The sequence below is a fragment of the Moorella sp. E308F genome (assembly GCF_006538365.1).
Classification (GTDB): Bacteria; Bacillota; DSM-521; order Neomoorellales; family Neomoorellaceae; genus Neomoorella.
The window spans coordinates 1,065,230-1,090,564 of record NZ_BJKN01000002.1; the positions used below are offsets into that span (position 1 = coordinate 1,065,230).

The window sequence follows — 25,335 nt, forward strand, 5'->3', positions numbered from 1 at the left end:
CCAATACCACTCCTACCAGTTTTTACTATTTTACAGCAACCGGGCTTCATTGGCCACCAGCCCAAAATGGCAATCGAGGAAAGCGGCGGCCCGCCGGCACATCATCATCCGCGTCAGGAAGATCTCAAAATACTCCATGGGCGTGCTGATTGAAAGGTCAATGGTCAGTTCCAGGGTAATGGTACGCCTGGTAGCATCTACCCGTAAAAAGGAGTGCTGAACGGCGTAATTAACCCGGTCGTGGATATCAAAGGTACTGATATCATTATTGCGCACCCGGGAACGGTGGACATCAGATTTATCCGCCAGGATGAGGGCTGCCCCAACGATATTGACGGCCTGGCCATACTCTTCTTCATGGTTACCGATGGCGCCTGCAATGGTAGCTACCTCAGGGATAGGCATACCCATGCGGGTTAGGATGCGGTAAGCCAGCAAGGCCCCTGTCTGGCCGTGATCCTGCCGGCTTATGACATTACCGATATCATGCAGGTACCCGGCTATAGCCGCCAGTTCGGCCAGCCTCCGGTCATAGCCCAGGTGTTCAAGCACGTTATAGCTGATCTTGGCCACCAGGTTCAAATGGCGGTGGCTATGTTCAGTAAATCCCATGGCCCCCAGGTGTTCATTACCTTTAACAATCAGCGCATCTACTTCGGGATCCCTTTTAACATCTTCCAGGGTCACCGGATCCAATCCTTATTATTCCTCCTGTCCCGGGACATAGGCCACCCCCGCCTTGTCCACTTCGACCTCAACCCGATCAGCAATGCGGACCATCAAAGTTCTATCTTTGATTTTCGTTATTCGGCCATGCAGCCCTCCAGCCAGGACCACCCGATCATCCACCTTCAAGCTGTTCAGCATTTCCTGGCGCCGTTTTTGTTGCTTTTGCTGGGGCCGGATCATTAAGAAATACAGGATTGCAAAGAAAACCACCATGTAAAAAATGGTTCCTGCCCACTGTTGCATGAAACAACCTCCATTCTTTCTTAAATTTAGTCTGGACTTGCTTATCATTCGACGTACCTTTGGAAAATACCTGCCCTGTTCTAGATTTTTCCCGAATTATATTTAGCATAAAACTCGGCTGCCATTGCTTCCAGGTCATTGTTAGCGATGGCCTGGCGAATCTGGTGCATCAACTTCAGTAGGAAATATAAATTGTGAATGGTGGTCAGCCTGAGCCCCAGAATCTCATCGGCCTTGAGGAGGTGCCGGATGTAGGCCCGGGTGTAGTGGCGGCAGGTATAGCATTCGCACTCCGGGTCCAAGGGGCGAAAATCCCGGGCATAGGCGGCGTTGCGCACCACCAGCTTGCCGTAGGTAGTCATTACGGTGCCGTTACGGGCAATGCGGGTGGGCAGGACGCAGTCAAACATATCCACCCCTCTTTTTACCCCTTCAATCAGGCAGTCCGGCGAACCCACACCCATGAGATAGCGGGGTTTGCCTTCGGGAAGATATCCTTGCAGGTCCTCCAGGATGCTGTACATCAATTCCTTGGGTTCACCGACGCTTAAGCCCCCTATACCGTAACCGGGGAAGTCCAGGGCTGTAATCTCCCGGGCGCTGCGGCGACGCAATTCGGGAATTACCCCGCCCTGAATAATGCCAAACACCGCCTGGTCCTCCCGGCGGTGGACCTCCAGGCAAATTTCCGCCCAGCGGCTGGTGCGCTCTACTCCTGCTTCTACTTCTTCCCGGCTGGCCGGGTAGGCGACACACTCATCAAAGGCCATGGCAATATCGGAACCCAGGGCTTCCTGGACAGCCATAGATTCCGCCGGTCCCATAAAGTGGGTGGAGCCGTCCAGGTGGGAACGAAAGGTCACCCCAGCATCACTGATTTCCCGCAAATCGGCCAGGCTAAAGACTTGAAAGCCGCCGCTGTCGGTAAGAATGGGTTTGTCCCAGTGCATGAATTTATGCAGGCCCCCGGCTTCCCGGATAATATCGGCGCCGGGGCGGAGGTAAAGGTGATAGGTATTAGCCAGGATAATTTCGGCTCCCACTCCGGCCACTTCTTCCGGTGTCATGGTTTTGACGGTGGCCTGGGTGCCGACGGGCATGAAGACCGGCGTTTCGACGGTGCCATGGGGCGTTTTTAGTCGCCCCAGGCGGGCGCCGGTGGCCCGATCACGTTTGAGCACGGTAAAGGTTACAGCGGGCAAATGAATATTTCCTCCTAACTAATAATCCGAAAATAACTCGAAAACAAAGCCAGCACTCATCTACATAGTTTACCCTCCGGGGGTGGTCACTGACAAGCAACCGAAACTCTTTCCTACAAGATCAGCATCGCATCCCCGAAGCTGAAGAAACGGTAGCCCTCTGCCACAGCAGTCCTGTAGGCGGCCAGGATTTTTTCCCGTCCGGCAAAGGCACTGACGAGCATAATGAGGGTTGATTTGGGCAGGTGGAAGTTGGTGATGAGGCAGTCAACGGCCTTGAAACGGTAGCCGGGGTAAATAAAGATATCCGTCCAGCCGTTCCCTGGCTGGATAAGGCCTTCTTCAGTAGCTACCGTCTCCAGGGTGCGAACTACCGTCGTGCCCACGGCCACTATCCGCCCTCCCCGGGCGCGGGCGGCATTAATGGCCGCCGCCGCCTCTGGGGTTACTTCGTAGTACTCGGCATGCATATGGTGTTCTTCAATATTTTGCACCTTAACGGGGCGAAAAGTGCCCAGGCCAACATGGAGAAGGAGGTAGACTATTTGCACCCCCTGCCCCCGAAGCTGTTCCAGGAGGCGGGGGGTAAAATGTAGACCAGCCGTCGGCGCTGCCACGGAGCCTTCAACCCGGGCATAAACCGTCTGGTAGCGCCCGGGGTCCTCCGGCTTTTCTTTAATATACGGCGGCAGGGGCATCGCCCCCAGACGGTCCAGGAGGGTTTCAAAGGGCCCTTCCTGGTAAAAAAACTGCAGTAATCGTCCCCCGGCGCTAGTCGTAGCCGTGGCCCGTGCCTTCAATTCCCCTTGACCAAAGATTATCTCCGTACCGACCGGCACCCGTCGCCCCGGCCGTACCAGGGCCTCCCAGGTATCCCGGTCGCGCCGGGTTAGTAAAAGAACTTCAATCCTGGCCCCGGTACCGGCCCGGCGGCCCCAAAGACGGGCCGGTATCACCCTGGTCTCATTTAAAACCAGGACATCCCCCTCTTTGAGATAATCAGGCAGGTCGTAGAAATGACGGTGTTCCAGATAGCCCCTTTCCCGATTAAGGACAAGGAGGCGCGAGGCATCCCGCGGCTCCACCGGTGTCTGGGCAATCAATTCCGGCGGCAGATCATAGTCGAATTCTTCCAGGCGCAAAACACCTTTCACCTGCGGTAAGAAGCAATTTTTAAGCGGCCGTCAAAGCGGTCCTGGTTATAATAGTGTTCAATAATTTGCTGGTAAGTATACCCTTTTTCTGCCATCCCCATGGCGCCCCACTGGCTTAAGCCCAAACCATGGCCGTTACCCCGGCCCTGGAATACTACCTGCCGAAACATCTTCGGTATACTGCGGGTACCATCCCGGCCGGCTACCGTATACTCACCGGCGGCGCCGTTGGGAGCGTTCATCACCCCGCCGGCCCCCAGGGCCACCAGCTCGGCACCGTAATTTACGGCCCGCTGCTCGCCGGTGCCGTCCAGGATGTTAACAGTGGAATCCATCTGCACGGTAAACAAGGTGCTTTTCAGGATATCCTTCCCGAAGACGGCCCGGATGCCGTCCCGGAAGGCCGAGGCAGTCCCGGTGGTTGTCCGAATATCCATCCTGGTAACACGGCCGGAGACCGTTTCCCCCTGGCCGTCCCTGCGCTGGCGGGAAAGCACCAGGTCAACCACATCCCCGGCTGCCACCTGGCCCTGCCCCGCCAGCCAGGCATTGAACTTTTCCTGGACCTGTTGCCGGGTCATGGTTACCGTCCAGGTGTAGGTGTTGGCCGGGTAGCCGCCCGGCGTCTGATGGGGATACTTTAAAGCCCACTCATCTTCCGGAGAAGGCACCCCGCGCAAGTAGGGCAGGGGGTTGCTCCAGACATTCTCGCTGTCCTCGGTATAGCCGCCCGCATTGGCATGAAAGTAGGCCTCGATTACCCTGCCGTCATAGTAAATTACCTGCCCGCGGGTGGCATCGACGGCTTGAATGACTTTATCGCGGTTAGGGCCATAGTTGACCTCGGCTTCATAACCGCCATAGACCTGCGTCATGGTATCATCGGTGACATCATATAAGGCAGCCGGTTTCAACCTCGTAACGGCATAAGAACGAGCAATCACAGCCTGGGCCTTGAGGGCCTCTATGCCGGCACTGGCCGGCATCTCCCTGCCCACCACGCCATAGAGGTATTGTTCCAGATCCAGGACATTAACAGCCATCAGGCCGCTGTCTCCCTTGAAAATATGCAAATTACCCCGGTAACGCTGCCCCTGGTAGCGGAAAAGATTCAAAGCCCCGGTATCCTGCGCTTTAAGCTGGATGGGGCCAGGGATTGTACCCGGGAAAGGCGTGCCCTCCCGGAGTAACTGATAGCCGGCCCCGGTATTTTTAACCGTCCACTTTTCTCCTTCTTTCACAGGGCTGATCTCCTTGCCGCTGGAGCCATCAATTAACTTGTAGCTGCCCTGGTCAACCTGGAAATCAACCTGCTCCAGATCGCCAGCGAGCAAGACCCGGATTATTGGTACGTCTCCTTTAGGGGCGGCACCTGCCGGTATCGTTACTAGAACCAGGAGCAAACTCGCCAGGAGAACGATTGCCCCCCCTCTCCTGCAGGCTTTATTTTTCAAGTTTTCTCCTCTCCCTTTAGTGCCGTATTTTATTTAAGGTAAAAATTGAAGCCCATACAAAAGAAGCTTCTTGCAGCGATAGTTTAAAGAAACGATAAATCCGGTCAGTTTATCTGGTTTTCTGGTACCCTGGTATCCCTTTACCTTCCGGAACTGCCTTCAAGCCTTTACTGCCGCCCGGGTTAACGTGGCCCGGGGCGGGCTCTTTCACCTGCCTGGCAGCCTTTGGTTTTTCCCGGGGATTACCTTCACCGGTTTTCTGGTCCTTTTCTTTTACCTGCCCCGGTCGCTCCTTGTAATTGGTATTATTTTTCTGTTTCTCGCCCTGCCCCCCGTCGTCATCACGATGGTTACCAGCACTATTACCACCTGCAACTTGTTGCCCCAGGGCCTTCTTGAGGGTGGCGCCCAGCTGCTGCTCTTTCTGCAAAAGATCTTTATCCTGATGCAGCTTTTGCAGCAGCTGCTCCCAGTTGCTGTCAAATCTCGCCAGCACCCTGGCCACGCTCTCTCTTTGCAGGTCGGCCGCCGTAACCGGCAGTCCTGCATCCAGGGCTTCCAGGAGGATACCGTACTTTCCTGGCGAAAGGCCGGCGGCTTCTGCATGCTGGCGAATTTCCGGCTGGACGGCGGCTGCCTCTACTACCGCCCGGACCCTGGCCTGTTGAAGGATATTCCGCGCCTGGCTGGTTAACTTCTGACCCAGTTCAACGCCGGCCGCCAGTTTTTCCTGACCGCCACTGACAGCAGGGCTCACTGTTATCACCATAGCTCCCTGGCTGTCGGGGAGGTAGTAACCCTGGCGCACGGCCTCCCTGGTCAGGATCTCGATGGCAGTAGCTGCTTTTTCATCCTTAAGGGCAACGCCGGCCAGAAGCTTTTCCCCATCGTCATTTAATCCCCGCGCACTGAGCACCTTTTCCCGCTCATCCACCGCCAGTTCAATGCTGGGATTGATGTCGATATTAATATAATAGGCCGGTTGACGGGGAGCTGGCGTGACCGTGGCCCGGCGGGCCAAGGGTGGAGCCAGAAAAAGCAACAGGATTACTGCCGCTACCGCCATCGCAGCCTGCCAGGGGGGCCTCTTTTTTACCGGAGGCAACATCACCTCTTCCCCTACTTCCGGCACCGAGCCGGTCAGGTGGAGGGTACGCCACTCCCCCTCCGGGGTCAAAACAATGACCTCTTTTCCCTGCCTGGCCACTACCAGACCCCGCTCGGCGTTAAGCATCCTGACCACCCCTTTTGCCTTGACCTATGTATTCTGCCAGGTAATCATAATCACCCATCAGCATAAGTGCTGCGGCGATAATATATTTGCGGTGGCGTTCCAGGGTTTTGCGGCTGGTTTCCACGGACTTTTCCAGGGCTTTCAGGGGCAAGGCTTTACGTTCCTGAAGATACTGTCTGAAGAGGGGATTGGCCGCCACTACGCGGGCGGCTGCCAGGGCCCGGTCACGGGCGTCCCGGTGCTGAGGGCTGGCCTTGACCAGGTCCTTAAAGGTTATGCCAAAGCTGGCCAGCTCTTCCCGGTAGCGCTCAATTTCCCGGCGCCGGTCAGCCAGCTCGTTGACCAGGTTTATCTCTTCCCCGCCCAGAGGATCGGCGGCGGCTGCCGTTTCGTTATCCAGAGCCTGTAAAGACAGCACCCGCCGGTGGCGCCCCTCCCGGCGGAAATAATCAACTAGACGGCGGCGGATAATAGTCTCGGCGAGGGTTAAAAAGTTGGAACCACCGCCCGGCCGGAAACTGTCGATAGCTTCGTTAAAGGCTATCAGGCCGACACTGGCCTCGTCATCTTCTCCCAGGCGGATAAAATGACCCGTTGCCCGAGAAACGACGGCCAGGATAAAGGGGGTAAAACGGCGGATTAATTCCTCCCTGGCCCCGGCATCCCCGTTCCTTGCCCGGAGCAGTAACTGGCTGGGGTCTGCTTCCAATGGCACTTTTAGCCTCACCTCACATAGTATTCGCCCGACCCTGTCGTTTTCCGGCTACCAGCCCCTAACGACGAAAGATTAAGTTTAAGACGATGGTTAAGATGAGGCTCAAGAGGAGGGAACTCAGCAGGGGAAAATAGAAAGTGAAGTTGCCCCTCTGGATATAAATGTCCCCCGGCAGGCGCCCGATAGAAAAGATTTTCCCTATCCCCAGGAGGATGAGACCCATCAGGGCAAGTAGCAGTCCCATCCCCAGCAGCATTTTGCCGAAAAAACTCCAGTCGCCCATGGTAGTTCCTCCAATTTAATTAAAACAAACTGTCCATCCGGGATATCCCCAGGTGCTCGTAGGCCCTGGCTGTAGCCATGCGGCCCCGGGGAGTGCGCTGGATAAAACCGTGCTGGAGCAAAAATGGCTCATAGACATCCTCAATGGTATCCGGTTCTTCGCTGATGGCCGCCGCCAGGGTGTCCAGGCCCACCGGGCCGCCGTTAAATTTCTTGATAAGGGTTAACAACAGGCGGCGGTCGGAATTGTCCAGGCCTAAGGAGTCAACCTGCAAGAGTTCCAAAGCTTCCCTGGCTACCTGCCGGGTAATTGTCCCCCCGGCCCGGACTTCAGCGTAATCCCGTACCCTTTTCAGCAGGCGGTTGGCCACCCGGGGTGTTCCCCGAGAACGGCAGGCAATCTCCCTGGCCCCTTCAGGCTCAATGCCTACCTGCAGGATGGCTGCCGCCCGGAGAATAATTTGCTCTAGTTCCTCTATCCGGTAAAACTCCAAGCGAGAATTAATTCCAAAACGATCCCTTAAAGGCGAAGACAACAACCCGGCTCTGGTGGTAGCCCCCACCAGGGTAAAAGGGGGTAAATCCAGGCGGATAGAGCGGGCACCAGGGCCTTTGCCCAGAATAATATCCAGGGCAAAATCTTCCATGGCCGGGTACAGGACCTCCTCTACCTGGCGGGGCAGGCGATGGATTTCATCTATAAAGAGAACGTCCCGGGGCTCCAAATTGGTAAGGATGGCCGCCAGATCCCCGGCTCGTTCCAGGGCCGGGCCCGAGGTAACCCTTAAACTTACCCCCAGCTCGTTGGCAATTATTCCAGCAAGGGTGGTCTTCCCCAGCCCGGGAGGACCGTAGAGCAGGACATGGTCCAGAGCATCCCCCCGCTCCCGGGCCGCCTGGATAAAGATGCTTAAGGTTTCCTTGACATGCTCCTGGCCGATATATTCGGCCAGGCGGCGTGGGCGCAGGCTCACTTCCAGTTCTTCGTCTTCCCGATGCAGGTTCCCGGCCAGCAAGCGCTCTGCCGTCAATCAGCACCACCCCTCCGGCCTATGGTTTTCAACACTCCCTGGAGAACGGCCGCCGTATCAGCCTCCGGCCCCAGTTCTGCTTTAACCCTGGTCAGGACCTGGCTTATCTCATCGCGGCTGTAGCCCAGGGCCAGGAGGGCGGCCAGGGCTTCATCATTATCGCCGGCCCCGTTATCCCCGGACACCCCGGCTGTTGCCGCCGTCTCACCGGCGAGACCCGATTTTAAAATTGCATCTTTTAATTCCAGGAGCAGGCGTTTAGCCTTCTTGGCCCCGATGCCGGGGAGGGCGGTTAGGAAAGCGGTATCTTCGGCAACAATAGCCTGCGCCAGCTTTTCCGGAGACGCCGCCGCGAGGATTTGAAGGGCCCCGCGGGGTCCAATGCCGGCCACCCCAAGTAAAAGGACAAAGAATCTTAGCCCCTCGGGCCGGGTAAAGCCGTATAGCTCAAGGGCGTCTTCCCTGACTACCAGGTGGGTATAGACGGCAATCTCTGTTCCCGCGGGCGGCCAAACTTCCGCGGGCGGTGTGCGGACAAACCAGCCAATGCCCCCGGTTTCCAGCAAAATGCCTTCCGGCATTACCTGGAGTAACCGCCCGCGCAGGTAACCAATCACTGCTGCAACACCCCGGCTTCCCGCCGGCGCCAGGGAGCTATACTTGCGTGGCAAATGGCCACGGCCAGGGCATCGGCCACATCATCGGGTTCCGGCCGGCTTTTCAGGCCCAGCAGGGTCTGAACCATCCGCTGCACCTGCTCCTTGGGTGCCCGGCCGTAACCGGTAACTGCCTGTTTGACTTCCAGGGGCGTGTACTCGGCAACGGGAAGGCCCGCATGGGCCGCCGCGAGCAACGCTACCCCCCGGGCCTGGCCTACCGCCAGGGCCGTACGGCTATTTTTATTAAAAAAAAGTTCTTCAATGGCCATAATATCCGGGTGGTGATTTTCTATTATTTCCTGGAGGTGATCGTAAATCATGACCAGGCGCCGGCTTGCTTTTTCCCCTGCCGGCGTCCGGATGCAGCCATAAGCAAAGGCCTGCAGCGGCCCGGCATTCCTCGCCTCTATCAGGCCATAGCCAACAATGGCGGTACCAGGGTCGATTCCCAGGATCAACATCCTTTTATTCCTCCCTGGCAATTATTCGACGTCAAAGATAGTAGTTCCTTTTTTTGTACCATGCAAACTAATATTTCAGGCCAATTTTCTATATCTTACCGGCTCGAAAGAGTTATAATATATCTGGATACCGGCAAGACCTGCCAGGTTTGAATCGAGGGGAGCAAGAAATGAGCAAATTGATGGGCTGGCTGTGCCACTATACGCCGGTGGAAATTTTAACGGCTCTAGGGTACACCCCATACCGGCTGCTGGGACGAAAAGGCAATAACCCGCGCGCCGCTACATATCTGCCGGGGAACCTCTGCCCTTATGTCCAGAGCTGCCTCGAGGCAGCGATCAAGCAGGAGTTGCCACCCCTGGCCGGCGTCGTAATCGCCCGCTCCTGCAACGCCATGATCCACCTGGCTAACGTATGGCCACGCTATGGATTAAAAGGTAAGATCCTCATCCTCGAGGTGCCCCGCCGCCTTGATGACAACGCAGTTTTCTATTTCAGCCAGAATTTACGCCGGCTGGCGTCAGAGCTCGCTCATTCCGGGGAGCGGCAATTAAATGAAGAACGCTTGTGGGCGGCCATTAGCTGGTGGGAAGAACAAAGGGCCGCCTGGCGTAAGCTTTTAACCTGCCGGGCCGCAGGCGAAGACCCTCCGGGTGGGGAGGAAATCATGGACGGGCTGGCCAGGTGGCAAACGCCCCTTAACCAAAGAGAGGCAGAAAAATGGGAGACGGTTATTAATCGGTTAGCCAGGCAACCCTGTAGAAAATCCGCCCGGCGGCCGCGCTTGCTGCTTTCCGGAAGCATCCTGCCGCAAGAATTGATTGCCATGGTAGAAGCATGCGGCGGTTTATCTGTTTTCGAAGACAGCTGCAATGCCCGGCGCCTTTTATTAGCCCCCGCCGTCGGGGCAGAAGGTGACCCCTACCTTTATCTGGCCAGGCTCTACCTGGGAGGCCCCCCCTGTCCCAGGATGGTAAACGACCGCGAGAAACGCTGCCGGTACTGGGCCGAAGCAGTAGATCGATTCCATATCCAGGGAGTCATTTACCATGCCATGAAGTTTTGCGATGCCGCCATGTACGACTTCCTGGCCCTGAAGAGCTTTTGTGAAAAGAGGGGGTTACCCCTCCTTCGCCTCGATGGGGATTTCAGCGGTGGTAACCGGGGCCAGTGGCAGACGCGGATAGAAGCCTTTCTAGAAATGCTGGAGGTACGGTAATGGATATCTATCAGTTATTGCGCTCTTATCTGGGATCGACTTTGCGCCAGCGCGCCATAAGATCTCCCTGGACATATAGACTACTGAAGCAGGCCGTGGCAGCCCAAAAAAGACATTATCCCTGGCAGGCGGCCCACCGGCTGCTTCTCAATACCATCGACCAGGCAGCAGCAGCTTTTTTACAAAAAGGGCCGGTGATCTGGCACAATGTTTTCTTCCCCACCGAGGTCCTTTATGGTCTGGGAACAGTTCCCTTCGCCCCGGAAGCAGCCGCTGTGGTGGCTACAGGTTTGGGAATAGCCGAGAGGGCCTTGCAGCGGGCTGAAGGTGATTGGGTAAGCAGCGAGGCCTGCTCCTTCCACCGCCTGGCCCACGGTTGCGACCGGGAAGGTTACTTCCCGCCGCCAGGAGCGGTAGTATGCAGCTCTCACCTGTGCGACACTGCTCCCCAGTCCCTGGCGGCCACGGCAGCTTACCACGGGGTGCCTTTTTACCTTTTAGACGTACCCCATCAGCAGGACGATACCGCCCTGGAATATGTCGCCCGCCAGCTCAAAAGCATAACCTTTTCCCTGGTAGAAACCTTAAACCTGGCGTGGGACGAGGACCGTTTTCAAGCGGCCCTTGTTAACTCCAACGCAGCCCGGGAACGCCTGCTGGCAATAAACCGCCTGCGCCAGCAGCGCCCGGCCTGCATCCGGGGGGAAGAAGCCCACAGCTTTATTTACCTCATGCTAGCGGGTTTTGGCGCCGCAACCTCGGTGGAGGTTTACGGGGAACTATTGACGGAACTGGCTCAGCGTTACCGGGACCAGCGCCGGGCCGTGCCGGAAGAAAAGGCGCGTTTGGTATGGTTGCACCTGCGGCCCTATTACCCCAACGCCATTTTCCAGATTTTAGAACAGGAGGCCGGAGCGGTGGTAGTTTGCGAAGAGATGAATTATGTTTATTGGGAACCCCTGGACCCGGAAAGGCCCTTTTACAGCCTGGCGCGTAAAGTTTTAAGCCACCACGGCCTCGGCCCTATAACCAGGAGGATAGAAGCTATCCTGGCCATGGTCGACGCCTACCAGGCCGGCGGGGTTATCCATTTTGCCCACTGGGGTTGCCGCCAGAGCACAGCCGGTTTGCGCATGTTGCAGGATGCTTTGCGGGAAAGGGGCATACCTTTCCTCAACCTGGAGGGCGACTGCGTCGATCAAAGCAAATACGCCCCAGGCGCTGTCAGGACGCGCTTGGAAGGTTTTCTGGAAATGTTATTATAAAGAATAAATTACTCCGGGAGGTTATATCCTTGAGCCTAACAGCGGGAGTGGATATCGGGTCCCTGACGACCAAAGCAGTTGTAGTCCGGGACGGCCGGTTGGTGGGCGCCGCCGTCCTGAAGAGCGGCGTTGACAGCGCTGAGATTGCCAGGAAGGCTTTACAGGAGGCCCTGGAACAAGCCGGGTTTAAGGAAGATTCCCTGGACGGCATTGTCGCCACGGGCTACGGCCGCATCCGGGTTCCCTTCGCCCAGCGCCGGGTTACCGAAATAACCTGCCACGCCAGGGGAATTTATCACCTCTGGCCGGACATACGCACGGTCATCGATATTGGCGGCCAGGATAGCAAAGTTATCCTCCTGGATGACGGCGGCAAAGTGCGGGATTTTGTCATGAATGAGAAATGTGCCGCCGGCACCGGCCGTTTCCTGGAAGTCATGGCCAGCGCCCTGGAGGTCCCGGTAAAGGATATGGGGACCCTCTCTCAACAGGCAAGCCAGGGTGCCAGCATTAGCAGCATGTGTACCGTCTTTGCCGAATCCGAAGTCGTTTCCCTGGTAGCCGAAGGCCGGCCGGTAGCAGAAATTATCAAAGGCCTGCATAATGCTATCGCCCAGCGGGTGGTGGCCATGGCCCAGCGGGCAGGCTGGGAAGAGCCGGTAGCCATGACGGGCGGGGTGGCCAAAAACCCGGGGGTTGTAAAAAGCCTGGAAGAATACCTTGGCACAAGCATCCGCATACCCCCGGACCCGCAAATAATTGGAGCCCTGGGGGCAGCCCTGCTAGCGGCCGGGTAAGGAAGGCCCTATACCGCCCCTGAACAGCCCCCAACCATGATCGGGGCCAACCACCTGCTTAGCCGTTATAGAGCTCCCAGTTGGCCCGCGCAAAAAGGTCCAAAACCTCCTCGAAATCCAGATGATGGCTGCCTTTCAGGAAAGCGACCGTAGCAGCCGCTTCCCGGGGATCGTGGCCTTCCACAGGTGCGTCGGAGCCGGCCAGCAAGCGGATACCTTTATCCCTCATGAGCCCCCAGGCGTAGGCTGTTTTCATGCGCTCCGGGCCCAACCTTTGCACAGCCCATGATATTTCCCGGGAAAAAATGGGCTGGATACAGACCGGGATCGCGAGTTCCGCCAGGGTATCCAGCTGCTCCTCCCGGGCGTATTGGACGTGTTCCAGGCGATCCAGGGGATGGCGGCTCTGCCGCACAACACGCAGGAATTGGTCAACGGCCCGGTCGCCGATGGCGTGAGCGGCTACGGGTTTACCTTTTTGGTGTACCTTCTCAACCAGAGAAAGGAGGGCCTCATCAGTGTAATTCAGCAGGCCATAGTTACCGGGATCGTCGGCATATTCTTCCGTAAGGGCCGCGGTACGAGCGCCCAGACCCCCGTCCAGGAAGACTTTAAACCCCAGGGCTTCATCCAGTAGCTCGAAATCCACCGTGTAGAAATCCACCTCGACCACCTGGTCCAAGCCCTCAAAGAAAGGGCGCTTGTCCCGGTCCATTCCCATATCGATGGCTTTAATTATCCCCAGTTGCTTCAATTCCCTTAAGCCCCGGGATAGGATGTCTCCTGGCTCCAGGTTGAGGCTAGCCACTAAAGTATTTAGGAGTTTAAATGCTTCGGCCTCATGGAAGAGCCCGTTTTCCGCAAAAAATCCCAGCCTCTGCATGGCGGCCGTATTGGCTGCGGCCAGGTGCAGGCAAGTCCGGACTATTACCACCGGCGTTGATCCGAAGGCGTGATCCAGGAAGGCCCGCCCGGGGATAATTTTTTCGGCCAACCTTTCCTGGTTAAAGCGTACCCCTACGGCCCACCCTTCAACCAAACGAGACTTCAGGGTTTCCACCAGTTCCTCAAGGCTTAAGCATTTTTCCAGGTTGGCGAAGCGATTGAAGATGGCAAATTCCCATAAATGTAAGTGGGCATCCAAATACCCCTGGCGGCAGAGCGTTTCTTGTGTCATGTTTATCCCTCCACCCTAAGCTTAAACCCGGGGCTTCGTTTATACAAGGTTTTTTTAAAAGAAATCATGTTTAAAAGGTGGAGGTATGAGGAGCAAAGGGGTAAATGCCGACCTTTAGGGGCGAAATTCGTCCAGGCTATCCAGGGCTTCCAGGACCTCTTGTTCGGAATTGAATTCTGCCTGGTCATTTTCTATTTTTTCCCGCCAGCTGGGCGGCAAGGAGGCAACTTTCAGGTTCGTTACCCGCATTAGTGGTCCCAGGCTGCCGGCCGGGCCCTGATAAATAGCTACCAGGCCATCCTTGACGGCCAAATGGCGTCTGGGTGCATCGGCAGGGCACAGAGCATCTACCTCCTGGATGATGACCAGGTGTTCCTCCTCCCGGGTTATGCGCCAACCCTCGGCCGGTGGGAAAAGAAGGTTCATTTCTTCTTTATCAGCCCAGTTCCACTTGACCCCTGCCGGTAGAGGAATGGGTTCCCGGTGGCCACAGTAGCGATAATATCTCTCCAGGTGAGGTTCCTCCAGTACCCTTGGCTCCAGAAGACCCGGCACCTTTAAGATAACCGGCCTTTGCCCGGTACTTACCCTGGCTTGCTGGTAAGCCACCAGCCCCCCGAGGAGAAAAATCATAAGGCCAAGAACAAAAAAGCGCCGGCTTGCGTCGCCCAAGGTGGCACCTCCTTATAACAGAAATTACCACCTTCTAGCTTTGCCGGCGCAACAAGGTTTTATACCTGCTTATAACTCCAGCTGCTCCAGAACGGCAGCAGGAATGTCGGCGTTGGTATAAACAGCCTGGACGTCATCGTGATCCTCCAGGCGGTCCACCAGGCGCATGACTTTAGCCGCCATTTCCGGATCGTCAATGGTTACTGTAGTCTGGGGTACCATTGCTATTTCGGCGCTAGTAATATTAGCTCCGGCTTCCTGCAGGGCTTTCTTTACCTTCTCCAGGTCTTCAGGAGCAGTCTTTATTTCCATGGCGTCAGGGGCACTATCATCAACATCTTCTGCTCCGGCCTCAATAGCCTGGAGGATTAATTCTTCCCGGGTTTCTCCCGCCGGAACTTCGACGCTAATGACCCCCTTGGGGTTAAACATCCAGGCTACACAGCCGCTTTCCCCCAAATTTCCACCATTGCGGGAAAAGATATACCGGATTTCTGAAGCCGTGCGGTTACGGTTATCCGTAGCAATATTTAACAACATGGCTACGCCTCCGGGACCATAGCCTTCATAAACCATTTCTTCATAAGCTGCGCCTTCAATCTCGCCGGTACCGCGCATAATGGCCCGCTGTATATTCTCATTGGGCATATTGACTTCCTTAGCCCGGGCGATGGCTGCCTTCAAGCGCGGGTTACCTTCGGGGTCACCGCCTCCCTGCCGGGCAGCAATGATAATCTCTCGCCCGATTTTAGTAAAAAGGCGGCCGCGCTTTTCATCCATCTTGGCCTTACGATGTTTTATATTGGCCCACTTGGAATGTCCGGACATGCCTTTACCCCCCTCTCACCTCTAACTGCCGTTAAAATTCTAACATACAAAACCGCAGTTAAGCAATAAGCCTCATTATCTACATTACCCGCTGCCGAATATGTCTGTAATATTTTACCTCGAAGACGCGGCCAATTTTATGTTAACTTTTTGGCACCTATATGGTAAAATTCTATTTAGTAACTTTCATTTCACGCCGTGGCCACCAGAAACGCCGAATTTCCTTTTATGAAAGCGGGGGAACCAATTTTTCTGGGGTTAATCCGTGGCAGGGCTAACCTTTGGCCCGTACCCGTCAGCTAACCTCGCAGACGTTGGAGGGGGATTTTTTACTGGTCCGCCAAGCGTTAAAGTAATCTAGTTTGTAAAGGAGGGGTTAGTTTTGCGGTCTAAATTCAAAACCCTGGCCGCATCCCTGGCTGTAATATTAATTGTTACCACCCTGGCCATCGTACCGGTCACGCCTGTTCAAGCAGCAACTTACACAATTTACAATGGTAACTATTATGCTTTCCATTTCGCACCGCAAAATTATTTTTACATCAGGTATTACCGCCCGCAACCGGCACCTCAACCTCAACCGGCTCCAGCACCAAAACCGGCACCGGCTCCAACTCCGGCCCCTCAACCTGCATCCCAGTCTGCTACCAGTAGCTACCAGATGAACCAGTTTGAGCAAAAAGTCGTCGACCTGGTCAACGCCGAGCGAGCTAAAGTCGGGCTGAAGCCGTTAACTGTAGATTTACAGCTGGCAAAAGTAGCACGCCTCAAGGCTGAAGATATGCGGGATAATAATTACTTCAGCCACGAATCGCCTACCTACGGATCTTTCTTTAACATGTTACAGAAATTCGGTATTACTTACCGTACCGCCGGTGAAAACATCGCCGCCGGCTATCGAACGCCCGAAGCCGTGGTAGCTGCCTGGATGGGTAGCCCCGGCCACCGCAGCAATATCTTAAACCCCAATTTTACGGCCATTGGCGTCGGCCATGCCAAAGGCGGCAGGTACGGTAACTACTGGGTGCAGCTATTCACCTAATCTACCCTATTTTAAAAAGTTCGGTGCTCAGATAACGCTCGCCGGTATCCGGAGCAATAGCCAGTACTTTTTTACCTTTACCCAGGCGCCGGGCCACCTGCAGGGCGGCATAGACGGCTGCACCGGAAGAGATACCCACCAGCAGGCCTTCCATCTGAGCCAGGCGCCGGGCGGTCATGAGGGCGTCTTCATTGGACACGGTAATAACCTCATCGATTACCTCGCGGCGCAGGACCTGCGGGATAAAGCCGGCCCCGATGCCCTGGATCTTATGGGGGCCCGGCCGGCCCCCGGAAAGGACGGGGGAAGCTGCCGGTTCCACAGCAATTATTTTTATCCCCGGAATTTCCTGCTTTAAAACCTCGCCGACGCCGGTAATGGTACCCCCGGTACCCACTCCGGCCACAAAGGCATCCAGGTCTTTGCCCATTTGCTCTAAAATTTCCCGGGCTGTGGTACGGCGGTGTACATCAGGGTTGGCCGGGTTTTCAAACTGCTGAGGCATAAAATAATCAGGGTTTTCCCGGACTAACTCCATGGCTTTATCTACGGCCCCCTTCATACCCAGGTGCCCTGGAGTTAGGATAAATTCAGCGCCATAGGCCGCCAGGAGTTTGCGACGTTCAATGCTCATGGTTTCCGGCATGACAATGATTAAGCGGTAGCCGCGGGCCGCTGCAATCATAGCCAGGCCAATGCCGGTATTGCCGCTGGTGGGCTCCACGATGGTGGCACCCGGTTTAAGTTTTCCTTCTGCTTCCGCAGCTTCAATCATACTGAGGGCAATTCGATCTTTAACGCTAGCCCCGGGGTTAAAGTATTCCAGCTTTACATATATTGCCGCCCCATTTTCCACCAGGCGTTGTAAGCTTACTACTGGCGTCCGGCCGATTAGCTGGGTTATGTCGGCGGCTACTTTCATGGTTAATTTCCTCCTTAATGTATACTTTTCATATCGGAATTAATCATATTTTAACTTCCGGTACAGATTATGTCAAGTAAAAAGCCACTGCTTCTCTACTATTATGCAGTGGCTTAGCTGGCATTAATGTCTGGATTTAAATGGCCTCCAGGAAAATTTTATGATCGACCAGGGCCATTTCTTTGATGCGGGCACGCAGGATTTTCTTTTTGCCAAAGATATCTTCCATGAGGATACCGTCTTCCCGGGGCACAATCCTGTCAACATTTTCAAAGACCAGTTCTTCTTCCCCGCCCTCTTTCAAGAGATAAGCATTGGCTTCACACATCTTTCCGGGTTCCTCCTTCGCAAAAGGTTTTAAGACGCCGCGCCAGGGCGTCAATCAAGTGGGGTAAGGGTTCAGGAACAACACCAATTATTTCAACGCCGGCCTTATTTATAGGCAGGAGAAATTTACGCGCCGGGCTGGCGGCAATGGCCGCGGCCATAGCCGGCGTCAGTTCCCCCAGCATGGCGTCGGCTATAAGGATGGCTACGGAACCGGTGATGACATCTACCCGGGGGGCGTTATAGATGATGGCCCTTTCACCGGTGGCCCCTTCATTGGCCCCGGCTTTGAGCATGGCTACGGTAGCGGCAGCGTTAGTCCCCAGGGCCAGGATTTCTACCTCTGGCGGTAGTTCTTCCCTGAGCCTTACGGTAATATGCTTGCCGATGCCGCCCCCCTGCCCGTCTACCACTGCTATCCGCAGGTGTAAACCACTCCCTGGTGAAAAATGTAAAAAGGGCCACAGGGAACCTTGTCGACTTCAGTGTCGACTCCGACCTCCTCGTGGCCTTCCATCCAGCGCGGTCTCCACACCGCTTTATAATATAATATTCGCTTTTAAAAGCCCGATTCCTGCATGGTGAACAAGAAAAATTAAAATTGTGGCGTTCGTAAAATACCTTTCACAAAGTCAGACCCCAGGGAAATATAGGTCTGGGGAACGGGGCCGACAATAATGGCCTCAGCCACCGGAATGGTTGAGGTAACCGTTACCTGTTTCCTGGTGAAGGGAGCAACTACCTGGACTTCGCTCTCTACCTGGAGGTAAATGCGGTGGCGCGTCTGGTTGATGCCGGTGGCTTCAAAGGTATCCCCTACATTGACGTTAACGGTACCTATGGGAATAAAACGCAGCGGCACCGGGGGACCGTAGGCTGCCAGGAGTTTTATCCCCAGCACTTGCCCCAAGGGTAAGTAATAGGTTTTCCCCTTCAGCTGGGCCAGGCGCTCCTGGACAGCCAGCTGGGCCTGGGCCTGAAGGCGGCTGATACTCAAAGCGTCGGCCTGCATGAAAACTATCCGGTCATCACTGCTTCCGGGTTGAATCAGGCTATTATAACTTACCTGGCCAGTTATTTTATCCAGCACTGCCTGTTGCATGGCCTCGGTAGCTGCCCAGCGGGCCTGGGCATAAGCTACCGTTTCCATAGCCAGGTGCAGGCGCCATTCCAGCAGGAAGAGCACCAGCAAGCCGGCTACTAAGACGAGCGCCAGAGCTCCCATTGGCTGCCGTCCCAGTCGCCGCCACCGCCGCCGCAAGGCAAACCACCCCCATATAGAAGTATACTCCGGGGGAGGTTAAAATGTGAAATACTTTTAGTGAGGGGCAAAAGAAACACGCAGCCGCGCAAATTTGCGCTTGCCGGCCTGGAGAACCTGGCCGTCGTGTACAGCTATTTCCGCGTCTGGATCAAGCAGGCGTTCGCCATTGAGTTTTACTGCTCCCTGGCGGATCAGGCGCCTGGCTTCACTGGTGCTGGGGGCCAGACCCGCCTGGACCATCAGACGCGGCAACCACATCCTGGCCTCCTGAACGATCACCTCCGGCATTTCTTCCGGCAGGTCGCCCAGCTGGAAAACCTGGCGAAATTCCTTCTCCGCCTCCCGGGCAGCTGCCTCCCCGTGGTAGAGGCCGACAATTTCCCGGGCCAGACGCATCTTTACGTCCCGCGGGTGCAGGCTACCGCTGGCGAGGCCCTGTCTTATGGTTTCCAGTTCCTCCAGGGGCACGGCCGTTACCAGCTCGAAGTAAGTCAGCATAAGTTCATCGGGCAGAGACATGGTCTTGCCGTACATCTCTTTAGCCGGTTCGTTGATACCGATATAATTGCCCAGGCTTTTACTCATCTTCTGCACACCATCCAGCCCCGGCAGGATGGGCATCATCATGGCCACCTGGGGTTCCTGGCCGTACTCCCGCTGTAACTGGCGTCCCATGAGGAGATTGAACTTTTGGTCCGTTCCCCCAAGCTCGACATCAGCCCCCAGGGCCACGGAATCGTAGCCCTGCATCAGGGGGTAAAAGAATTCGTGGACGCTAATGGGCCGGTTATCCTGGTAACGGCGGGCAAAATCTTCCCTTTCTAGCATCCTGGCCACGGTAATCTTGGCAGCCAGCTGGATAACATCGGCAAAGGTAAGCCTGGCCAGCCACTGGCTGTTAAAAGTAACCTCGGTCCGGGCCGGGTCCAGGATTTTAAAAATTTGCTCCTTGTAGGTTTCGGCATTGGCCAGGACTTCAGCTTCCGAGAGCTGCCGCCTGGTTTCCGATTTACCGGTTGGATCGCCGATTCTCCCAGTAAAGTCGCCAATAATGATAATCACCTGGTGGCCCAGTTCCTGGAACTGGCGCAATTTCTGGAGCACTACCGTATGGCCCAGATGAATGTCCGGGGCCGTCGGATCCAGGCCCAGTTTAACCCGCAGGGGGTTCCCGGTGCTGAGGGACTTCTTTAGCTTGGCCTTTAGGTCTTCCTCCGGAATAATTTCAGCCACTCCGCGGCGCAAGACTTTAAGCTGCCGCTCTACTTCTCGTTCCAACCGAATCATCCTCCGTAACCTGCTCTTTTCGTGCCCAGGATTTTACTCGGCAACTTTTTGCGTAAAACAGGCGTTTATAATCTATAAATTAGCGAACCTGTTTAAGTTTAACATAAGCTATGAGTGAGCTTCAAGCTCTTATCATTCCCCTGGGGGTAAAGCTATGTTATAATAAAGAGGCCGTAAAGGAGGTCACGGACAATGGCACCCCCGAAAAAACGAAAGCGCAAATTAAACGTTTTCCGTGCCCTGTTGCTGACCCTGCTGGTCCTGGCTGTGGTGCTGGTGGGCGCCGGCGCTGGTTTTACCATTGGCGTCATCCGTACTATGCCTGACTGGCAACCTGACAAACTCCAGCTGGCCATGACAACATTTATTTACGATAAAGACGGCCAGCTTGTCGAAGAGCTGCATGGTGAACAAAACCGCATTGTTGTGCCCCTGGAAAAAATTCCTAAAGACCTGCAGAATGCTGTCATCGCAACCGAGGACGCCCGTTTTTATCAGCATCACGGTGTAGACTTAAAAGCCATTCTCCGGGCATTGTGGATTAATTTGCGGAGCGGCAGCATCCGCGAGGGCGGTAGTACCATTACCCAGCAGCTGGCTAAAAATGCCTTCATTGAGAATCCTGAACGCACCTTGAAACGTAAGATTCAGGAAGCTTTAATGGCCATTGAACTGGAACGCACCTACACCAAAGAAGAAATCCTGGAAAGTTATCTAAACATTGTTTACCTTGGACCCGGTACTTACGGGGTAGAAGCGGCGGCGCGGTTATACTTTGGTAAATCTGTGTCTGACCTGGATCTTGCCGAGTGTGCCATGCTGGCCGGCCTGATTCAGAGCCCGGCCAACTATGATCCCCGTTCTAAAGGCAATGAGGAAGCTGCCAAAAACCGCCAAGCGCAAGTGCTGAACAATATGGTCAAGTACGGCTATATTACCCCCGAACAGGCAGAAAAGGCCAAGGCGGAAAAACTGGAGTACCGCGAAGCCTCCAAAACACAGGCCGAAAAATTTCCCTACTTTATCGACGCCGTTATTGATGAAGCCGGCCGCCTGCTGGAAAGCCAGGGTATTGAAGCCGCCGAGCTTTACCGGGGCGGCCTGAAAATTTATACTACCCTCGATACCAAAATCCAGGCCGAAATGGAAAAAGTTTATCAGGATAAATCCAATTTTCCTCCCAGCAGTCCCGACCGCCTGATTGAAAGCGCCATGGTGGTCCTGGACCCCCGCACCGGTGAAGTACGGGGCCTGGTCGGCGGCCGGGATTATACTACCAGGCGGGGCTTCAATCGGGCCATCCAGGCTGAACGCCAGCCTGGTTCTACCATCAAGCCTCTGGTTGTCTATGCCCCGGCCCTGGAAAAGGGGTACCCCCCGGCCTTTGTCATCGATGACGTGCCGGTTACCTACCCCGGTACACCCAAACCCTTTACCCCGGTCAATTACGACGGCCGCTACCGGGGGCTCATCAGCATGCGGGAGGCCGTGCGGTGGTCCGTCAATATTCCCGCTGTTAAAATGCTTAATTCTATCGGCATCGATACGGGCTATGAATTCGGTCGCCGCCTGGGCTTGCCCTTAAAGCCGGAGGACCGTAACCTGGCCCTGGCCCTGGGGGGCCTGACTACCGGCGTCTCCCCCCTGCAAATGGCTGCTGCCTACGGTGCTTTTGCCAACCAGGGGGTATACATCACCCCTCACTTCGTGACCAGGATTACCGATCGTAATGGCCAGGACTTAATCGTCAACAAGCCCCAGCGACGGGAGGTCATGAGCGAGCAGGTTGCCTACCTCATGACTGATATGCTGGAAACCGTCGTTATGGCCGGTACCGGTAAAAATGCCCAGATAGGCCGGCCGGCAGCGGGTAAAACAGGTACCACCTCCCTGCCAGATACGCCGGAATACAGGGGCCTTAAAGGGGAAAAGGACGCATGGTTTGTCGGCTATACCCCCGAACTAGTAGGAGCCGTCTGGATGGGCTATGACAAGACCGATCCCAAACACTACTTGAAAAGTGTTGCTGGCGGCGGTTACCCGGCTCTAATCTGGAAGAAGGTAATCGGTGCTGCTTTAAAGGATCAACCCGTTCAGGACTTCCCCCGCCCCAGCGGCATAATCTATGCCGATGTCGATGCCAAGTCGGGCCTCTTGCCCAGCGACCTGACACCCAGGGAGTTTATCGTCAAAGAAGTCTTTACCCAAAGCATGTTACCCAAGAAAGTCTCCGATGTCTGGGTCCAGGTCCAGGTCTGCACCACCACCGGCCAGCTAGCTTCGCCCAATTGCCCGGATGTAACGACGGGGGTCTTTTTAAAGCGACCCGACGGCTATAACGGCCCGGTGAAACCGGAAGACGCCTACCTGGAAGCGCCAACGGAGGTCTGTACCCTCCACGGCGGCAAAGGCAGTGACAGGCCGGGGCTGGTAAGCATCTGTACTGACCCCCGCCACGGCGCGGAACTTTTCCTCGCCAATATCCCGAAACCCGGGGAAGGTGGGGGCTGCCCGCCCCAGTACGTGAAGCAGGTCCAGCTGCCCCCGGAAAAAACTCCTACCCGGTACTGCGACCTGCCCGATCACCGGCTAAGTAAAGATACATTGGGGCCGGGAAACGAGGAGACAGGTCCGCCGGCCCCCAATCTAACGGCTCATTTGGAAGTAGGCCCCAACGTCAGCCAGCCCAGGGTAATTCTGCGCTGGGAGCTTCCCTGGAAGGATGATTTCCTCTTTTCTATCGAGCGCAGCAACCAGGGCTCCAGCCGCAAGAGCCTGGCCATAGTAAAAGATACCACATATACCGATACCAGCGTAAAACCCGGCTTTACCTACCGTTACCGGGTCATTGCCCTGGATGAGAAGAATAAGTCCAGTACGCCGTCAAATGAAGTCACTATCGCCATCCCCAGGCGATAGTAAAAGCCCCGGGCTAAAAACCCGGGGCTTTTTAGCGGCTAATATACACCACGGTGACACCGCTGCCACCTTCGCCAGCCCCACCCAGGCGAAAGCCTTTGACCAGGGGGTGCTGCCGCAGGTAATCCTGCAGGGCTACCCTTAAGGCACCGGTGCCTTTACCGTGGATTAAACGCACCTGGTTTAACCCCGCCAGGACGGCATCATCCAGGTAGGCATCAACCCGGTGACAGGCTTCTTCTACCGTCAGCCCTCGCAGGTCGATCTCCGGCCTGATATCGTTATTGCTTACTGTCTTTACTGTCCAGCCGTTCTTGATGCCTTCCCTTTCAGGCCCTGCCTTGGCTTCCGTCTCTATCAGCCGCAGTTCCTTTAATTTAACATTTATTTTCAAAATACCAACCTGAACCAGGACTTCCCCCTGCTCGTTAGGAGGACTGAGAACTTCTCCAGCCTGACCCAGAGTCGCAAGGAAAACCTTGTCGCCTACCTGGAGGTTTTCCGGTGGTTGGCTGCTAGCGGCAGGCTGGTACTGGTTCAGCCCGGCTTCCACGGCATCTTCCAGTTCTTTCAGTTGCCGCCGCGCTCTGGCTACTGCCTGTTGCTGACCGCGCAGATTTTCTTCAGCCAGGGCCTTTTCCAGGCGGGCCATGATTTCCCTGATCTCCGCCCTGGTTTGCCTTAAGATACCCCGGGCTTCCTGGCGTACTTTTTCCATCTGCCTGGCCGCCTGCTGCTGCCATACTTCTTTTTCCCTCTCCAGTTCAGCCTTGGTCATCTCAGCCTCCCGGCGCAGAATTTCGGCCTGCTCCCGTTCCCGGGCACTCACCCGCCTATCTTCAGCCAGGCCGGCTATCAGGCGGCTGACGCGCTGGTTTTCTTCGCCAAGGAGGCTCCGGGCCCGTTCAATAATGGCGGGTGAAAGCCCTAAACGGGAGGCAATGACAAAGGCATTGCTCTCACCCGGAGTACCGATGATCAGGTTGTATGTGGGCTGGAGGGTCTCGCTGTCAAACTCGACGGCGGCGTTTTCCACCCGCGGGGTGGCATAAGCATAGGCCTTCAGTTCGCTGTAGTGGGTGGTGGCAATCGTCCTGGCCCCGGCATTCGTAAGGTAATCCAGAATGGCCATGGCCAGGGCCGCCCCTTCGGTCGGGTCAGTACCAGCCCCCAGTTCATCCAGGAGAACCAGGCTCCCCGGTGTTACCTCTTTTAAAATAGAGACAATCTGCGCCATATGGGCCGAAAAGGTACTTAAGGACTGCTCAATGCTCTGCTCGTCGCCGATATCGGCATAAACGGCGGCCGTAGGGTCGACTTCCGTACCTTCGGCCGCCGGCAGGTGCAGGCCGCACTGGGCCATAAGGGTAAATAGGCCCACCGTCTTTAACGTTACCGTCTTGCCGCCGGTGTTGGGACCGGTAATGACCAGGGTATCAAAATCTTCGCCCAGGGTGAGGCTGACGGGCACCACTTTTCCTTGCAGCAAAGGGTGCCGGCCGCGGTAGATACGCCAGCGTCCCTCATTATTCAACCGCGGCTCTATGGCCGCCATCTCCAGGCTTAAGTATCCTTTGGCGAGGGTAAAGTCCAGTTCACCCAGGGCAGCCAGGGTAATTTCCAGTCTCTCCTTCTCCCGGCCGATGAGGTTGCTTAAATGCCGCAGGATGGCCTCGATTTCCCTGGCTTCGGCCATCTTCAAGCGGCGAAGTTCGTTATTTAGCTCTACCAGGGCCATGGGCTCGATAAATAGCGTCGCTCCGCTGGCCGACTGGTCGTGAATCAAGCCCGGCACCTGGTGGCGGTACTCCTGTTTGACCGGCAGGACGTAACGATCATTGCGGATGGTATACAGGTTATCCTGGAGATACTTCTGCATTTCCGCTGAACGGAGGTAGCCATCCAGGCGTTCTTTTATCCTCTCCTGGGTCTTACGGATCTGCTGCCGCAAGGCTAGAAGCCGCGGCGTTGCCTGGTCCATAACTTCGCCGTCGGGACCAATAGCCTGGCCGATGGCCTTTTCCAGGTCACGGAAATCACCAATCCTGTTAGCTGTCTCCCGCAGCACCGGCCAGTTGCCGTCCTGGCCCAGGAGGTACTGCCGCACTCTCCGCCCCCCGCTCATGGTGGCGGCCACCTGCAACAACTCTTCCTCTTCCAGGAGCCCGCCCACAGCCGCCCGGGCGACTTGCGGCCGGATATCATGGATATTGCTGAAGGGTATGTCAGGGTAACGCCGCAGCACCTGCTCCGCCTCGCTGGTGGCCTTGATGCGGTTGCGGACCTCCTCAATGTCCCGTACCGGTTGCAGGGCGCGGGCCAGCTCCGCTCCCAGGGGTGAAACACATTTCTCCTCCAACCGCTGCAGGATTTTATCCAGTTCCAATTTTAAAAAGGTCTTATTCAACCATTGTTGCCCCCATCTCTTCTTTTCTCCGACCTGATGATAAC

25 protein-coding genes and 1 riboswitch are annotated in these 25,335 nt (G+C 55.8%); of the genes, 5 read left to right on the forward strand and 20 right to left on the reverse strand.

The window, feature by feature from the left end:
* Positions 1-30 precede the first annotated feature (30 nt).
* The 11 genes from E308F_RS11845 to ruvC all read right to left on the reverse strand — a co-directional run bounded on the left by E308F_RS11845 (position 31) and on the right by ruvC (position 9,164).
* Complete coding sequence (locus E308F_RS11845) at positions 31-696, reverse strand: HD domain-containing protein (RefSeq protein ID WP_141265086.1); 666 nt, start codon at positions 694-696, stop codon at positions 31-33.
* A gap of 6 nt (positions 697-702) precedes the next feature.
* Positions 703-972, reverse strand: a complete 270-nt coding sequence (yajC, locus tag E308F_RS11850; protein ID WP_141265087.1) for a preprotein translocase subunit YajC — start codon at positions 970-972, stop codon at positions 703-705.
* 80 nt (positions 973-1,052) lie between these two features.
* The gene (gene tgt, locus E308F_RS11855; protein WP_141265088.1) at positions 1,053-2,174 is read right to left on the reverse strand and encodes a tRNA guanosine(34) transglycosylase Tgt; all 1,122 of its coding nucleotides are present in this window, start codon (positions 2,172-2,174) and stop codon (positions 1,053-1,055) included.
* Between the two features lie 113 nt (positions 2,175-2,287).
* Positions 2,288-3,316 carry a tRNA preQ1(34) S-adenosylmethionine ribosyltransferase-isomerase QueA gene (queA, locus tag E308F_RS11860; RefSeq protein WP_141265089.1) on the reverse strand — a complete coding sequence of 343 codons (1,029 nt, stop codon included), beginning with the start codon at positions 3,314-3,316 and terminating at the stop codon, positions 2,288-2,290.
* 8 nt (positions 3,317-3,324) lie between these two features.
* Complete coding sequence (locus E308F_RS11865) at positions 3,325-4,782, reverse strand: SpoIID/LytB domain-containing protein (protein ID WP_172613920.1); 1,458 nt, start codon at positions 4,780-4,782, stop codon at positions 3,325-3,327.
* Between the two features lie 109 nt (positions 4,783-4,891).
* A complete protein-coding gene (locus E308F_RS11870) occupies positions 4,892-6,016 on the reverse strand; it encodes an anti-sigma factor domain-containing protein (protein ID WP_141265090.1) in 1,125 nt (374 codons plus the stop codon).
* Positions 6,009-6,731 carry an RNA polymerase sigma factor SigI gene (gene sigI, locus E308F_RS11875; protein WP_141265091.1) on the reverse strand — a complete coding sequence of 241 codons (723 nt, stop codon included), beginning with the start codon at positions 6,729-6,731 and terminating at the stop codon, positions 6,009-6,011. Before sigI ends, E308F_RS11870 begins: the two co-directional genes overlap by 8 nt.
* 58 nt (positions 6,732-6,789) lie before the next feature.
* Positions 6,790-7,014 (reverse strand): DUF2905 domain-containing protein, encoded by a 225-nt coding sequence (locus E308F_RS11880; RefSeq protein ID WP_141265092.1) that lies wholly within the window; start codon positions 7,012-7,014, stop codon positions 6,790-6,792.
* 19 nt (positions 7,015-7,033) lie between these two features.
* Positions 7,034-8,044 (reverse strand): Holliday junction branch migration DNA helicase RuvB, encoded by a 1,011-nt coding sequence (ruvB, locus tag E308F_RS11885; RefSeq protein ID WP_141265093.1) that lies wholly within the window; start codon positions 8,042-8,044, stop codon positions 7,034-7,036.
* Positions 8,041-8,715: a Holliday junction branch migration protein RuvA gene (gene ruvA / locus E308F_RS11890; RefSeq protein ID WP_216364527.1), complete on the reverse strand. Its 675-nt coding sequence runs from the start codon at positions 8,713-8,715 to the stop codon at positions 8,041-8,043. The genes ruvB and ruvA overlap by 4 nt, the downstream gene beginning before the upstream one ends.
* The gene (ruvC, locus tag E308F_RS11895; RefSeq protein ID WP_141265095.1) at positions 8,658-9,164 is read right to left on the reverse strand and encodes a crossover junction endodeoxyribonuclease RuvC; all 507 of its coding nucleotides are present in this window, start codon (positions 9,162-9,164) and stop codon (positions 8,658-8,660) included. Before ruvC ends, ruvA begins: the two co-directional genes overlap by 58 nt.
* A gap of 170 nt (positions 9,165-9,334) precedes the next feature.
* Here ruvC and E308F_RS11900 point away from each other — a divergent pair, with 170 nt between their 5' ends.
* Genes E308F_RS11900 through E308F_RS11910 form a run of 3 tightly spaced genes read left to right on the forward strand, consistent with a single transcriptional unit; the run spans position 9,335 to position 12,446 of the window.
* Positions 9,335-10,384, forward strand: a complete 1,050-nt coding sequence (locus E308F_RS11900; RefSeq protein ID WP_141265096.1) for a 2-hydroxyacyl-CoA dehydratase subunit D — start codon at positions 9,335-9,337, stop codon at positions 10,382-10,384.
* Positions 10,384-11,649 carry a 2-hydroxyacyl-CoA dehydratase subunit D gene (locus E308F_RS11905; protein WP_141265097.1) on the forward strand — a complete coding sequence of 422 codons (1,266 nt, stop codon included), beginning with the start codon at positions 10,384-10,386 and terminating at the stop codon, positions 11,647-11,649. Before E308F_RS11900 ends, E308F_RS11905 begins: the two co-directional genes overlap by 1 nt.
* A 29-nt stretch (positions 11,650-11,678) precedes the next feature.
* Positions 11,679-12,446, forward strand: a complete 768-nt coding sequence (locus E308F_RS11910; RefSeq protein WP_141265098.1) for an acyl-CoA dehydratase activase — start codon at positions 11,679-11,681, stop codon at positions 12,444-12,446.
* A gap of 58 nt (positions 12,447-12,504) precedes the next feature.
* On the opposite strand, the gene E308F_RS11915 is transcribed toward E308F_RS11910, so the two are convergent.
* The 3 genes from E308F_RS11915 to E308F_RS11925 all read right to left on the reverse strand — a co-directional run bounded on the left by E308F_RS11915 (position 12,505) and on the right by E308F_RS11925 (position 15,123).
* Positions 12,505-13,623, reverse strand: a complete 1,119-nt coding sequence (locus E308F_RS11915) for an amidohydrolase (RefSeq protein WP_141265099.1) — start codon at positions 13,621-13,623, stop codon at positions 12,505-12,507.
* 114 nt (positions 13,624-13,737) lie between these two features.
* Positions 13,738-14,295: a hypothetical protein gene (locus E308F_RS11920; RefSeq protein ID WP_172613566.1), complete on the reverse strand. Its 558-nt coding sequence runs from the start codon at positions 14,293-14,295 to the stop codon at positions 13,738-13,740.
* 69 nt (positions 14,296-14,364) lie between these two features.
* Positions 14,365-15,123 (reverse strand): YebC/PmpR family DNA-binding transcriptional regulator, encoded by a 759-nt coding sequence (locus E308F_RS11925; RefSeq protein WP_141265100.1) that lies wholly within the window; start codon positions 15,121-15,123, stop codon positions 14,365-14,367.
* Positions 15,124-15,325: 202 nt separating this feature from the next.
* Positions 15,326-15,452: riboswitch (cyclic di-AMP (ydaO/yuaA leader) on the forward strand.
* 53 nt (positions 15,453-15,505) lie between these two features.
* Between E308F_RS11925 and E308F_RS16230 the strand changes: the two genes are divergently transcribed.
* The gene (locus E308F_RS16230) at positions 15,506-16,165 is read left to right on the forward strand and encodes a CAP domain-containing protein (RefSeq protein ID WP_216363883.1); all 660 of its coding nucleotides are present in this window, start codon (positions 15,506-15,508) and stop codon (positions 16,163-16,165) included.
* A 1-nt stretch (position 16,166) separates the two neighbouring features.
* Here the strand turns inward: E308F_RS16230 and cysK are convergent, their stop codons facing one another.
* The 5 genes from cysK to tyrS form a co-directional block, all read right to left on the reverse strand.
* Positions 16,167-17,087, reverse strand: a complete 921-nt coding sequence (gene cysK / locus E308F_RS11935; RefSeq protein WP_141265101.1) for a cysteine synthase A — start codon at positions 17,085-17,087, stop codon at positions 16,167-16,169.
* Positions 17,088-17,223: 136 nt separating this feature from the next.
* A complete protein-coding gene (locus E308F_RS11940; RefSeq protein ID WP_141265102.1) occupies positions 17,224-17,415 on the reverse strand; it encodes a CooT family nickel-binding protein in 192 nt (63 codons plus the stop codon).
* Positions 17,408-17,839: a DUF3842 family protein gene (locus E308F_RS11945; RefSeq protein WP_141265103.1), complete on the reverse strand. Its 432-nt coding sequence runs from the start codon at positions 17,837-17,839 to the stop codon at positions 17,408-17,410. The genes E308F_RS11940 and E308F_RS11945 overlap by 8 nt, the downstream gene beginning before the upstream one ends.
* Positions 17,840-18,009: 170 nt before the next feature.
* Positions 18,010-18,675 (reverse strand): sporulation protein YunB, encoded by a 666-nt coding sequence (gene yunB, locus E308F_RS11950; RefSeq protein ID WP_141265104.1) that lies wholly within the window; start codon positions 18,673-18,675, stop codon positions 18,010-18,012.
* A gap of 57 nt (positions 18,676-18,732) precedes the next feature.
* On the reverse strand, positions 18,733-19,965 hold the full coding sequence (gene tyrS, locus E308F_RS11955; protein ID WP_141265105.1) for a tyrosine--tRNA ligase: 1,233 nt from the start codon (positions 19,963-19,965) through the stop codon (positions 18,733-18,735).
* A gap of 192 nt (positions 19,966-20,157) precedes the next feature.
* Between tyrS and E308F_RS11960 the strand changes: the two genes are divergently transcribed.
* Complete coding sequence (locus E308F_RS11960) at positions 20,158-22,884, forward strand: transglycosylase domain-containing protein (protein ID WP_141265106.1); 2,727 nt, start codon at positions 20,158-20,160, stop codon at positions 22,882-22,884.
* A gap of 31 nt (positions 22,885-22,915) precedes the next feature.
* Here E308F_RS11960 and E308F_RS11965 read toward each other — a convergent pair whose 3' ends face one another.
* The gene (locus tag E308F_RS11965) at positions 22,916-25,291 is read right to left on the reverse strand and encodes an endonuclease MutS2 (RefSeq protein ID WP_141265107.1); all 2,376 of its coding nucleotides are present in this window, start codon (positions 25,289-25,291) and stop codon (positions 22,916-22,918) included.
* Positions 25,292-25,335: the final 44 nt, after the last annotated feature.